Origin of the sequence: Arthrobacter celericrescens (genome assembly GCF_003614925.1) — a bacterium.
Classification (GTDB): domain Bacteria; phylum Actinomycetota; class Actinomycetes; order Actinomycetales; family Micrococcaceae; genus Arthrobacter; species Arthrobacter celericrescens.
Window position 1 is genome coordinate 69,527 of sequence record NZ_QYLP01000016.1, and the last position, 12,304, is coordinate 81,830.

General features: G+C 66.1%; 9 protein-coding genes and 2 tRNA genes. 9 read left to right on the plus strand and 2 right to left on the minus strand.

Going from position 1 to position 12,304, the window contains the following annotated elements; all coding sequences use genetic code 11:
* The first annotated feature begins 6 nt into the window (after nt 1–6).
* The 6 genes from D3654_RS02965 (at nt 7) to D3654_RS02990 (ending at nt 5,340) form a co-directional block, all read left to right on the plus strand.
* Nucleotides 7–80: transfer RNA gene (locus D3654_RS02965), tRNA-Met, on the plus strand.
* Nucleotides 81–237: 157 nt separating this feature from the next.
* A tRNA-Met gene (locus D3654_RS02970) sits at nt 238–311 on the plus strand.
* Between the two features lie 156 nt (nt 312–467).
* Nucleotides 468–2,081: a LuxR C-terminal-related transcriptional regulator gene (locus D3654_RS20905; RefSeq protein ID WP_120520042.1), complete on the plus strand. Its 1,614-nt coding sequence runs from the start codon at nt 468–470 to the stop codon at nt 2,079–2,081.
* 134 nt (nt 2,082–2,215) lie between these two features.
* Nucleotides 2,216–3,142, plus strand: a complete 927-nt coding sequence (locus tag D3654_RS02980; protein WP_162943600.1) for an alpha/beta fold hydrolase — start codon at nt 2,216–2,218, stop codon at nt 3,140–3,142.
* An 82-nt stretch (nt 3,143–3,224) separates the two neighbouring features.
* Complete coding sequence (locus D3654_RS02985; protein ID WP_120520044.1) at nt 3,225–4,154, plus strand: cytochrome b/b6 domain-containing protein; 930 nt, start codon at nt 3,225–3,227, stop codon at nt 4,152–4,154.
* 40 nt (nt 4,155–4,194) lie between these two features.
* Nucleotides 4,195–5,340, plus strand: coding sequence for an acyl-CoA dehydrogenase family protein (locus D3654_RS02990; protein WP_120520045.1), 1,146 nt, complete (start codon nt 4,195–4,197; stop codon nt 5,338–5,340).
* A gap of 70 nt (nt 5,341–5,410) precedes the next feature.
* On the opposite strand, the gene D3654_RS02995 is transcribed toward D3654_RS02990, so the two are convergent.
* The gene (locus D3654_RS02995; RefSeq protein ID WP_120520046.1) at nt 5,411–6,199 is read right to left on the minus strand and encodes a PspA/IM30 family protein; all 789 of its coding nucleotides are present in this window, start codon (nt 6,197–6,199) and stop codon (nt 5,411–5,413) included.
* A gap of 99 nt (nt 6,200–6,298) precedes the next feature.
* Nucleotides 6,299–8,350 (minus strand): TPM domain-containing protein, encoded by a 2,052-nt coding sequence (locus tag D3654_RS03000; RefSeq protein ID WP_120520047.1) that lies wholly within the window; start codon nt 8,348–8,350, stop codon nt 6,299–6,301.
* 348 nt (nt 8,351–8,698) lie between these two features.
* Between D3654_RS03000 and D3654_RS03005 the strand changes: the two genes are divergently transcribed.
* From D3654_RS03005 to D3654_RS03015, 3 genes are all read left to right on the plus strand, one after another.
* Nucleotides 8,699–10,327 carry a S1C family serine protease gene (locus tag D3654_RS03005; RefSeq protein ID WP_245413042.1) on the plus strand — a complete coding sequence of 543 codons (1,629 nt, stop codon included), beginning with the start codon at nt 8,699–8,701 and terminating at the stop codon, nt 10,325–10,327.
* Nucleotides 10,328–10,541: 214 nt separating this feature from the next.
* Complete coding sequence (locus tag D3654_RS03010) at nt 10,542–11,333, plus strand: electron transfer flavoprotein subunit beta/FixA family protein (RefSeq protein ID WP_120520049.1); 792 nt, start codon at nt 10,542–10,544, stop codon at nt 11,331–11,333.
* Between the two features lie 15 nt (nt 11,334–11,348).
* The gene (locus tag D3654_RS03015; protein WP_120520050.1) at nt 11,349–12,302 is read left to right on the plus strand and encodes an electron transfer flavoprotein subunit alpha/FixB family protein; all 954 of its coding nucleotides are present in this window, start codon (nt 11,349–11,351) and stop codon (nt 12,300–12,302) included.
* The last annotated feature ends 2 nt before the right edge of the window (nt 12,303–12,304 follow it).

Consider the following 12,304-nt stretch of genomic DNA (forward strand, 5'->3'; position numbering starts at 1 on the left):
GTGCGACGCGGGGTGGAGCAGTTCGGTAGCTCGCTGGGCTCATAACCCAGAGGTCACAGGTTCAAATCCTGTCCCCGCAACTGGAGAAAAGATCCGGATCAGTGAAAACTGGTCCGGATCTTTTGTTTTCCCAGGGTGTTCCGGGGTGGGGTTCGTGAGGGCTTTCAGAAGTCCTCCGGCCGCCGCGAGGCGGGTGGTCAGGAGCCCGCCGAAAGTAGGGTAGAGTAGAGACCGCGACGCGGGGTGGAGCAGTTCGGTAGCTCGCTGGGCTCATAACCCAGAGGTCACAGGTTCAAATCCTGTCCCCGCAACTGGAGAAAAGATCCGGATCAGTGAAAACTGGTCCGGATCTTTTGTTTTCCGCATGCCGCGCCGGGCCCGGGGACTCTTGCGATCGGCTTTTGATCACAGGATTCTGGTAGTGCCGGGCAACAGGCATTGGGTGATGAAGCGGGTGCGGGACAGCAGTGGCGGATCTTGATAAGGACCCCCAGGACCGGGCAAGGCGGTTGTACGCCGCACGGGAATGGGCTGCCGCCGCACACGCGTTCAACGGCATCGACCCGGGCCGACTGACTGCCGACGACCTGGCGGCCTACGCAGATTCGGCATGGTGGACCGGCCGCATTGACGATTGCATCAGGCTGAACGTTGAAGCGTGCGCAGCATTCGAGTCGGCCTCGCGCCCTGTCGACGCGGCGGCGGTCGCCCTCCGTGTGGGAATCTTCCATCTGGCAAGGGGTGACCAGCCTCAGGGCGACGGCTGGCTCGGACATGCGGAGCGCCTCCTGGAAGGGTGCCCGGAGGGGCGTGTTCACGGACTCCTCCGGGCGTTGACGGGCCTGGACGCCAATCTCCTGGCCGGCCGGCCCGCTGCCGCACTGGAAGTGGCCGGGCAAATCCTTGATCTCGGCCGGCGGCTCGAAGACCCTGTGTTGGTTGCAGTCGGGGTGAACGGAGAAGGACGTGCCCTCACGATGTCAGGCAAGGTGGCCGGGGGATTGGCCTTGCTTGACGAAGTGATGGTCACGGTCCTCCAAGGCAGGTTCGATCCGTTCATGACCGGTGTCCTCTATTGCCACACGATCGCGGCATGCCATGAGGTTGGCGACGTACGCCGGATGGGCCAGTGGACGGATCTGGCGGAAGAATGGCTGACGACTGTTCCTGCGGAAGCTGTGTTCAGCGCAATGTGTGCGGTCCACCGGGTGCAGTTGCGGTTGTTGCGGGGGGAGTGGGACAAGGCCGAGTCCCAGGCTCTGGCGCTGATTCCTGGCCTGGATTCCAATCGCGTCGACTATGCCGCGCAGGCCTGGTACCTCGTCGGTGAGGCCCGGCGCCTGCGTGGCCAGGCAGGCGCGGCCGAGGCTTATGCCGAAGCCCATGCCAGGGGGTTGGATCCGCAGCCGGGCAGTGCCTTGCTCCAGCTCGCCGGTGGAGATCCCGGGGGTGCCCTGGCCGCGATCCGTGCCGCGTTGGCAGCGGCCGGGCGGGCTCCGCTTCGCCGGGCCGCGCTGTGCGCTGCGATGGTGGAAATCGCAATTGAGGCAGCCCAGTTCCAGGCAGGGCTGGATGCCGTGCTGGAGCTCGAACAGACTGCGTCCGCGTACGCGACATCGGGACTGGAAGCAATGGCCGTATCCGCGCGGGGAACGGTACTGCTGGCTGACGGCAGGGCCGCGGAGGCGCTGCCGGTGCTCCGTGACGCGTGCACGCGCTGGTATGGACTTGGTTCGGAGTATCAAGCTGCCAGGACCTGCCTCCTGCTTGCCGAGGCATACCATTCCCTGGGTGATGTTGCCTCCGCGGGCAGGGAGTCGGCGCGGGCGCGGGAGATCTTCGCACGGCTGCGTGCGGGCGGCACGGAGCATGGGCGTCCGAGCGGTCTGTCGCCGCGCGAGTGCGAGGTCCTTGCGCTCGTGGCCGACGGCTCTTCCAACCGGGAGATCGGTGCGGCGCTGTTCATCAGCGACCGCACTGTGGCCCGGCACCTGACGAATATCTACAACAAGATCGGCGTCGTCTCGCGGACCCAGGCCGCACGCTACGCCATCGCCCATCACATGACCACGGCTCCCTGAGGCCCTCCCGGCTACGCGTCATTGCGTAGCGATGGCTGAACGTTTGGTCAATCGAACCGATGCGGGCCTTGCCCTCTGCTCCTTACCGTCGGAATAGACACCGGATACGGTGCCACCAACTCAAGGAGCGAATCATGAAAGAGAAAGTGCAAGTTGCCATCTCCGCCGATGGCACCGAGATCGTCGGGCGGGTCCGGGGCGAAGGGCCGCCCCTCGTGCTCGTCCATGGTGGATGGGGTGACGGCGAGGTCGGCTACGAGGCTTTGGTTCCGTACCTTGCCCGGCGATTCACCTGCTACACGCCAAGCACGCGCGGACGAGGGCTGTCCGGTGACAACTCCGACCATTCCGTCGACAGGCTGGTCGAGGACCTCGTCGCATTCATCGACATGATCGGCGGGCCGGTGTGCCTGGTGGGTTGGTCGGGGATCGAAGCGGTTCTCGGCGCGGCGGCTCGGAGCGATGCCGTTGCCGCCATGGCCATTTTTGAAGGCTACATTCCCACGGTGGCCGAGCAGGGCGAACTCGCCGCACTGGGCGCCGCCATTGACGGCGCGGCTGCGGTTGCCGCCGTCGGGAACCTCGCGGATGCGGCGAGGGCGTTCGCCCCGTACGTTGTCAACGGCACCGAACGTGCCGCTTTGGCTCCCGACTTCCATGAACGGTGGGGCCGCAGCATCCCTGCCATGTTGCGGTACTTCCAGCAAAACGCGACGGCGGACGGGCCTAAAGCGTACGACGGCGGGCAGCTGGCTCGGATTTCCGTTCCGGTGCTTGCGTTGTGGGGGCCGGCACCACCCACCCCGCATTTGTGGAGAAGTCCGCGCGGTATCTCGCGGAGCACCTTGCGGATGGTCAGGTCCGTGAGCTGGCTGGCGTCGGGCATTTCGCCCCCGTGGTTGCACCGGAGCTCCTTGCCGGGGAACTGGCCGCCTTTTTTGAAAAGGTCCCGGCCATGGAGAATAGTTGGATTTCCTAGTATTCTCGGTTTTGGGCGCCCGGACGGCAGGGAAAGTCGGCAGGACTGGGCGCCCGATGGCCGCATCCGAAGACTGGCGTAACAGGCGTTGGCTGCGGCAGGCGAAAGCCTGTTAGCTTGATGCGTCCATGATTGCCAAAGTTCCCCGAGAGGTGTCTGCGAAGATGTCCGCCCCCACGAAGAAGCCGTCAGCACAGCAAAGCAAATGGCTCCGGCCCGTCCTGGCCGTTGCAGGCGCCCTGGTGCTGCTTCTCATCCTCGTGCTGCTCGCCAAATGGTTCACGGGCAGCACTGCCGGGCAGTCCTTCCTCCACGACTACCCGGGCCGCTCCGAACTTCCCGCGGGCGCCCCGGTGGGGATTCCCGCCTGGCTGGGCTGGCAGCACTTCCTGAACGTCTTTTTCCTGGTGCTCATCGTCCGCTCGGGTTGGCAGGTCCGCACTGCCAAGCGGCCCCCGGCCTACTGGACCCGCAACAACAAGGGCTTCATCCGGACCAGGAATGCGCCGACAAAGATGAGCCTGGACCTCTGGTTCCACCTCACACTTGATGCCCTGTGGGTCCTCAATGGCCTGATCTTCATCATCCTGCTCTTCGCCACCGGCCAGTGGATGCGGATTGTACCGACCAGCTGGGACGTCTTCCCGAACGCGGTCTCCGCCGGAATCCAGTACCTCTCCCTCAACTGGCCTGTTGAGGACGGCTGGGTCAACTACAACGCCCTCCAACTGCTCACCTACTTCGCCACGGTTTTCATCGCCGCGCCGCTGGCCATCCTCACCGGCCTGCGCACCTCCTCGGCCTGGCCCAAGAAGGCCGCCGTCAACAAGATCTACCCGATCGAAATCGCCCGCGCCGTCCACTTCCCGGTGATGATCTACTTCGTCGCGTTCACCCTTGTCCATGTCACCCTGGTCCTCGCAACCGGAGCGCTGCGCAACCTGAACCACATGTACGGCGGCAGCAGCGACGAGAACTGGATCGGTTTCGGGATCTTCGCCGCCTCACTCGCCGTGATCGTGGCCGCCTGGTTCCTGGCCAGGCCCTTGTTCCTTCGCCCCATCGCATCCTTGACGGGGAAGGTCAGCAAATAAATCCTGGCAACTAGCCGGCCAACCCGGATAAGGAGTGCCCATGTTCGAGCTCAACGAGGAGCAGCAAGCGGTCGTCGAGATGGTGCGCGACTTCGCGGCAACAGCCATCGCCCCGCATGCGGCCGAATGGGACGAACATAAACACTTCCCCGTGGACGTCCTGAAGGAAGCGGGCGGGCTCGGGATGGGCGGCATCTACGTCGGCGAGGAATTCGGCGGCTCCGGCCTTGGCCGGATGGATGCCGTGCTGATTTTCGAAGAGCTCTCCAAAGCGGATCCGAGCATCGCGGCCTACATTTCCATCCACAACATGGTGGCGTGGATGATCGACGCCTTCGGCAACGAGGAGCAGCGCGCCAGGTGGGTGCCGCAGCTGGCTTCCATGGAAGTCCTGGGCAGCTACTGCCTGACGGAGCCGGGCGCCGGCTCGGACGCTGCCGCGCTCACCACAAAAGCAGTGCGCGACGGCGGTGACTACCTTTTGACGGGCACCAAACAGTTCATTTCCGGGGCCGGGGCCGCCGGGGTGTACGTCGTCATGGCCCGCACCTCCGATTCGGGCAGCCACGGGATCACCGCCTTCGTGGTGCCCGGGGAGGCCCAGGGGCTGTCCTTCGGACCCAACGAGAAGAAGATGGGCTGGAACGCCCAGCCCACCCGGCAGGTGATTTTCGACGGCGTCCGCGTGCCTGCCGCCGACCGGCTGGGGGAGGAGGGCAGCGGCTTCGCCATCGCCATGAAGGGCCTGAACGGGGGCCGGCTCAACATCGGGGCATGTTCCCTGGGCGGCGGCCAGGCGGCGCTGGAAAAGTCCATCGCCTACCTGAGCGGACGATCGGCCTTCGGAGGTCCCCTCATCAAACAGCAGGCGCTGTTGTTCGACATCGCGGACATGGACACGGAACTCGAAACGGCCAGGACCTTGCTGCTGCGGGCCGCCGACGCCCTGGAAAGGGGCGCACCGGACACCGTCCGGCTGTGCGCCATGGCCAAGCGTGTCGCTACCGACGCCGGCTTCAACGTAGCGAACAAGGCCGTGCAGCTCCACGGCGGCTACGGCTACCTCTCCGAGTACGGCCTGGAGAAGATCGTCAGGGACCTCCGGGTTCACCAGATCCTTGAAGGCAGCAACGAGATCATGAAGCTGATCGTCGGGCGGCTGGCCGTCGAAGCAAGGCACGGCTGAACCAGGCAAGCAAGAAGCCCGGTGCCCCGTCCGGAAGGACGGGGCACCGGGCTCTTTGCGATGTCGCGGCTTAGAGCTTGTCGAAGTCCGCTTCGTTGATGGCGGGCGTGGCCGGGGCTGCGGAACCGCTGCCGATTGCCGCCGTCGAACCGCCGGACTTCAGGGCCGCAAGGCGGGCCTCGATCTCGGTCTGTTCGCCGAGGTCTTCAAGCTGGTTGAACTGGGCGTCCAGGCTGGAGGCGGCCAGTTCCTGCTGGCCAAGGACCTTGGCCTCTTCGCGGCGGATCTTCTCCTCGAAGCGTCCCACCTCGCTGGTGGGATCCATGATGTCGATGCTCTTGAGGGCGTCGTGAACCTGGGACTGGGCCTGGGCGGTCTTGGCGCGGGCCACCAGCTCATTGCGCTTGGCGGTGAGCTGGTTGAGCTTGTTCTTCATCTGGTCCAGGCCGGACTTGAGCCGGTCCACCACCTCGGTCTGGGAGGCGATGCTCGGTTCCGCGGACCGCGCTTCGCTCTCCGCCGTCATCTGGCGCTGGATGGCAACCTTGGCAAGGTTGTCGAACTTCTCGGCATCGGCGGCGTCGCCGGCCGCACGGTACTCGTCGGCCTTGCGGGACGCGGCGAGGGCCTTGTTGCCCCAGTCCTGGGCGTTCTTGATGTCCTCGTTGTAGTCCGCCTGGAGCATCCGGAGGTTGCCGATGGTCTGCGCCACCGCGGACTCTGCCTCGGCGATGTTGTTCGTGTAGTCACGGACCATCTGGTCCAGCATCTTCTGCGGGTCCTCAGCCTGGTCGAGCAAGGCATTGATGTTCGCCTTGGCGAGCTGTGCGATCCTGCCGAAAATGGACTGCTTAACCATGGTGTTGCCTTTCGTCCTGCTCAGTGGGTCCCACTGAATCCAGTGATCAGTTGTTGTACCGCTTCTACGAGGGGCTTGGGCCCCGCCTAGTCTTGTGGGCTAGAAGTCGCCGCCTCCGCCGGAATCGCCTCCCCAGCCACCGGAGTCTCCACCTCCCCAGCCGCCGTCGCCGCCGCCACCGAAGAAGCCTCCACCGCCTCCGTCACCATCGCCGTGGCCGCCGCCCCAACCGCCGCCGCTGTTGAAGATGGAGTTGATGAGGATGCCGCCGAGGATGGCGCCGCCGAGGCCGCCGCCTCCGCCGCCGAACATGCCGCCGCTGGTGTACCCCTGGTTCGCGTAGCCGCCGAACTGTTCGACGTCGGACTGCGCCACCTGCGCGGCCTGGGCCGCCAGCGCGTGGGCCTGCTGTGCGTACGCCAGCGCCGTGACGGGGTCGTTCCGGGAGATGGAGAGGGCGTAGTCAAGGTTCCGCTGCGCTTCGGCGAGGCGGGTCCGTGCTTCGGTGCCCACGCCGCCGCGGCGGGCCGTGATGTAGTCCGAGGTGGCGCTGATCTGGGCTTGGGCCGCCATGATGGTCTGCTGGAGGGAGGCCTGCGCGCGGCGGGCCTGTTCCTGCTGGTCACGGATCCCGCCGAGCGACTGGTCGAGGGCCTGGTGCGCCTTCTCCACCTTGTCGAGCGTGGCGATGGGGTCGATCTTTCCGGCCTCGATTTCGGCCTTCACCTGGGCAAGGGCCGACTCGACGCCCGCCACCGGCCCGGCCAGTTCAGGATGCGCACCCGACTGGATCATGGCCTTGGCCTGAGCCAGGTCCTGGCTGGTGTCCACCACCGCCGATTCGAGGGCTGCCCTGGCCTCGTCCAGGTTGCCGGCCACCTTGGAAATGGCGTCGAGGAGGACGTTGGTCTGGTGCAATCCTTCCTCGGCGGCGCGGACGGCGACCGCTGCGAGGCTGCCTTCACCGGAGGCGAGTTTTTCGTCCGCGGTCTTCTCCGCGTTGTGGACGAAGGAGATGCGCTCTTTGGCCTGCGTGATGTTGTCGGCAACCTGGGTGAGGGCGCTCTCGGCGTATTTTGCGCGGAGCCCGTTCAGGGATTGTTCGGCGCTGGCGATCTTCGCTTCGGCTTCCCGGATGCCCGTCCCGACGGTGGCGAGGGCCTGCGGGGCGTTCTTTTCCAGTTCCCGCAGCGAGTCGAAGTCGGCCTTCTGCTCCCGGAGCGAGGACAAGGCGGCTTCGGAGCGGCGGATGATCTCGCCAAGCCAACTGCGCTGCTGCTCTTCGGTGTCCGGAATGTGGTCATCGAGCTGCTGTTGCAGCTTGAAGGATTCCGTCATGTGGCCCTTGGCGTCCTGCAGCGCCTTGGTGAAGTTCCCGACGGCGGCGTCACCGTACTGCGCCTGGGCGAAGCCGAGTTCCTGCTCGCTCGACTTGATGGCGTCGTCCGCTTCGATCAGCAGGGAGCCGCCCTTGCGGCGGAGGTCCTCGATACTCATGGCCGCCAGGGGATCGGGCTCGCCCTGCTGGGGGGACAATCCGCCGGAAGCCACGGCACCCTGGGCTTTCTTCCGGCGGTTGCGCAGGTACAGGTAGGTCCCTACGCCGCCTGCAGCGACGATGCCCGCACCGACGAGCACGGCGGCACCGGAACCGTTCGGCACCGTGCCCTTGCCTCCGCTCGCGGCGTCGCCGATTGCGGCGGCTGCGTCGATCGCGGCCTGTGGATAGTTGCTGTTTGCAAGCTGCGGACCAATGGCGCTGCTCTTGATGCTTTCGACCTGGGCGTCGGTGATCTTGCTGCCGCCCTTGTTCAGGATGTACTGCCTAGTGTCGGTGGCGATTGCGAAAATCAGGGCATTGGAGCCGAGGTTGGCTTTTTCGGCAACCTGGTCGGTCCAGGCTTCCCGGTTAGTTGGGTTTTCGAACTTCTTCACGGTGACGACGTGCAAAACCATCGAATGCTCGGTTCCGAGCTTCTTGATGGCGTCCTGGACTTCCGAAGTCCGGCTGCCCAGCACGCCGGCATCGTCCACGATCTTCGTGGTCGGGTTCAGATCGACCGGGGGCTCCGCCCATGCGGATGCGGCCGGGAAAGCCAGCAATCCGGTCAGGCCAATGACGGCGAGAACTCGTTTCAACATTGACCGCATGCGCAACCCTTCAGCACGTCTGCGACTGGTCCAGGCCGGACCAATCGTCACAGAATGCAGCAGCGCCCCCACGCATGTTTTGTGTAGCCGCAGGTCGCTGTGGCAATTCCATTTTGATTCTATGGTGCACCCGAAAAGGCGTCCACGGCGCCGAATATGCCGCCAGCGAAACGCGGAGAAAAGCCGGAACTTCCGCCGTTGTAGGCACTTTTCCAGGGTTGCCCGCCCCGGCGTCCGGGAGGAAGGCCGAGGCCTCGTTCTCGCGTTCAGGAAGCTTTCAGCAAACATCCGATCTTGATCCAGCAAGAGCGGCCATAGTTAATGCAGACGAGGAAGAAAGGAAGTCCCATGACGGAGAACCCAGCGCAGGGACCGGGAAACGAACGCGAGATCCCGGAGCAGAACAACGCCGAACAGGGAAATGCCGATGCCGGGCGCAGCGGCGTGACCGGCCGGCCTGCAGGCACCCCTGCCGGGGGAGAGCAGGGCCCTGGGGAGCAGAGCACCACCCGGTTGCCCGCCTACCAGTCTGGTGAGCCCGTCCAGCCTTCCCAGCAGCCCCACCCCGGCGCGGCTCCGCATGCAGGCCCTTCCTACCCGCAGCATGCTCCCTTCTACGGTACTGCCGGCGGCAATCAGCCCGGCAGCAACCACCCCGGCAGCGGCTACCCTGCGCAGCACCCGGCTTCCCAGCAGCACCCCACCCAGCAGTTCCCGCACATCATGGGTGGCCCGGCTGCGGCCCAGGGAGGCACGGCGACGGACACCAAGCGCAAGCCTGCCTTCGGCGTCGGGACCCTCGTCGCCAGCATCCTCGCTGCCGGACTCGTCGGCGGCGGCGTGGTGGCCGCGGGCAACCAGCTTTTCGACACCCCTGCCCCCGCTTCAAGCAGCAGCAGCCAAGGGGGCACCGTCATCGTCAACAACAAGGACGATGTCAACGCGATCACCGCGGCGGCGGCCAAAGCATCCCCGAGCGTGGTCACCATCAAGGCCTCCAGCGGCAGCGAAGGCGGTACCGGTTCGGGCATCATCATCGACGGCCAGGGTCACATCCTCACCAACACGCACGTAGTGACCCTCGACGGCGCCACCGCCAACGCGTCGATCGAAGTCCGCACCCACGACGGCCGGGTCCTGAAGGCAAGCGTCGTTGGCACCGATCCCTTGTCCGACCTGGCGGTCATCAAGGTAGCGGACCCATCCGGCCTCGTCCCGGCAACCCTTGGCGACTCCAGCAAGATCAACGTGGGGGACACCGCCGTCGCGATCGGCTCACCGCTCGGCCTCATTGGCACGGTGACGGATGGCATCGTCTCCACCCTGAACCGCACCATCAGCGTGGCGTCCTCCGCCGCCCCGAAGGAAGCGCCGGACAGCTCGGAGGGCAACGGCGAGGGTGGTTTCGAGTTCGCGCCTCCGGGCGACAGCCCGAGCCAGCGCAGCGCGGACCAAGGCTCCATCTCGATCAACGTCATCCAGACCGACGCTGCCATCAACCCCGGCAACTCGGGCGGTGCCCTGGTCAACAGCAAGGGCGAGGTGATCGGCGTGAACGTGGCCATCGCTTCGGCCGGCAGCGGCACCACGGATGCCTCCAGCGGCAACATCGGCGTGGGCTTCAGCATCCCGATCAACCACGCCAAGCGTGTCGCAGAGGAAATCATCAAGGACGGCAAGGCCAGCCACGGCCAGTTCGGCGTCAGCGTGCAGGCCAAGTCCGCCACCGGAAGCAGCTCGGGCTTCTCGGTAGGTGCCGAAGTTGCCAGCGTCACCAAGGGATCCGCTGCCGACAAGGCCGGGGTCAAGGTGGGCGACGTGGTGGTGAAGTTCGCCGGGCAGGCCATCAGCGACCCTAACCAGCTGACCGCCGCCGTCCGTGAGCAGGCGGCCGGTGCCACGGTCAAGGCAACTATCCTGCGCGACGGCCAGGAACGCGAAATCGACGTCACCCTGGACTCCGCCCCGCAGCAGTAAGGCAGGGAGCAGGATGCGAAGCGGGCAGCACCACGCGGTGCCGCCCGCTTCGGCGTTCCCTGTCCCGAAACAGGCGTTAACGCGGGCACGTCGTATTTCGCCGCAATATGCTTAGCTAGGACGAAGCCCGCGAGCCGGGCGCCCATGGCCATGCGCCCCAGCCGCTGGCCATCCTCAAGCAAGGAAGGCTGCCTCGAACACAGTGGAAGAGACATTGAAGATTGTTGTTCTGGTCAAGCACGTCCCTGACGCGCAGTTCGACCGACACCTCACGGGCCAGGGAAACACCGTGGACCGTGACGAAAGCATCCTCTCGGAACTGGACGAGTACGCCCTCGAGGCCGCGTTGCAGCTGAGCGAAGCCCGTGGCGGTGCCAAGGCAGGCAACGAAGTCATCGCCCTGAGCATGGGCCCGGCAGGAGCCGTGAACTCCGTCAAGAAGTCCCTCCAGATCGGCGCCAGCTCCGGCGTCCACCTGAGCGACGACGCCCTGGCCGGTTCCGACGCCGCCGCCACCTCCCTCGCGCTCGCTGCGGCCATCCGCTCCCTCGGCCCCGTGGACCTGGTGCTGACCGGCATGGCCTCCACCGACGGCGAAACCTCCCTGGTCCCGGCACAGCTCGCCGAGCGCCTCGGCGTCCCTCAGGTGACGTTCGCCTCCGCGCTGGAACTGAACGGCACAACTCTCACCGCACGGCGCGACGGAGACGGCCACTCGGACACCGTCGAGGCATCGTTGCCGGCGCTCGTCTCCGTGACCGACCAGATCAACGAGCCCCGGTACCCGAACTTCAAGGGCATCCTGGCCGCCAAGAAGAAGAAGATCACTACCTTGGCCCTGTCGGACATCGGCATCGACGCCGGCCAGGTCGGCGCCGCCGGTTCCCTGACCGCCGTCGAGACCGCCGATGCCCGCCCGCCGCGCACCGCCGGCACCATCATCACGGACGACGGCGACGCCGGCATCAAGCTGGTTGACTTCCTGGCCGCCCAGAAGCTGCTCTAAGAGGACCCAAGACACATGGCAAAAGCACTTGTTTTCATTGACAACCCGGGCGGCGCACTGAAGAAGAGCAGCCGCGAGCTGCTCACCATCGCCCGCTCGCTGGGCGAGAGCGCGGTGGCCTTCAACGGCGAACTGCACGACGACGTCGCGGCAGCCATCGCTGCCCACGGCGCCACCGCGGTCTACCGCCCGTCGGCCGCGGACCTGGATGACTACCTGGTGGCCCCGAAGGCTGCCTACCTCGCCGCAGCGGTTGCCGCCTTCGGGGCCGACACGGTCCTGCTGGAGAACTCCTCGGACGGCAAGGAAATCGCAGCGCGGCTCGGCGTGAAGCTGAACGCCGGCGTGATCACCGACGTCGTGGGCGTCGACGCCGACGGCACCGCCCACAAGTCGGTCCTGGCCGGCGCCTACACGACCACTGCGAAGGCGCGCACCGCCGTCGCCGTCCTGACGGTCAAGCCGAACAGCGTCGACGTCAGCCAAGCGCCCGCCTCGGGCGTACTGGAGACCATCACCGTCGAGGTTCCGGCGGACGCCACGGCTTCGGCCGCGCGCATCACGGCGCGCAACGAACGTCCCGCCAGCGGACGCCCGGAACTCACCGAGGCCCGAGTGGTGGTGGCCGGCGGCCGCGGCGTCGACGGTGACTTCGGCCCCCTCGAGGAACTCGCCGACGCCCTGGGCGGCGCGGTGGGTGCCTCCCGTGCGGCCACCGACGCCGGATGGATCGGCCACGACTTCCAGGTCGGCCAGACCGGCAAGACCGTCTCCCCGCAGCTGTATATCTCCGCCGGCATCTCCGGCGCGATCCAGCAGAAGGCCGGCATGCAGACCTCCAAGGTGATCGTCGCGATCAACAAGGACGCCGAGTCTCCCGTCTTCGAAATCGCCGACTTCGGCATCATCGGGGACCTCTTCAAGGTTGTCCCGCAGGCAACCGAAGAGATCAAGAAGCGGAAAGGCTGATC

What these genes read in the sequence shown, in the direction of transcription:
- D3654_RS03000 (WP_120520047.1), bottom strand. Translation starts at nt 8,350, where the DNA reads ATGCGGTCAATGTTGAAACGAGTTCTCGCCGTCATTGGCCTGACCGGA.
- D3654_RS02995 (WP_120520046.1), bottom strand. Translation starts at nt 6,199, where the DNA reads ATGGTTAAGCAGTCCATTTTCGGCAGGATCGCACAGCTCGCCAAGGCG.
- D3654_RS03005 (WP_245413042.1), top strand. Translation starts at nt 8,699, where the DNA reads ATGACGGAGAACCCAGCGCAGGGACCGGGAAACGAACGCGAGATCCCG.
- D3654_RS02985 (WP_120520044.1), top strand. Translation starts at nt 3,225, where the DNA reads ATGTCCGCCCCCACGAAGAAGCCGTCAGCACAGCAAAGCAAATGGCTC.
- D3654_RS02980 (WP_162943600.1), top strand. Translation starts at nt 2,216, where the DNA reads ATGAAAGAGAAAGTGCAAGTTGCCATCTCCGCCGATGGCACCGAGATC.
- D3654_RS03015 (WP_120520050.1), top strand. Translation starts at nt 11,349, where the DNA reads ATGGCAAAAGCACTTGTTTTCATTGACAACCCGGGCGGCGCACTGAAG.
- D3654_RS02990 (WP_120520045.1), top strand. Translation starts at nt 4,195, where the DNA reads ATGTTCGAGCTCAACGAGGAGCAGCAAGCGGTCGTCGAGATGGTGCGC.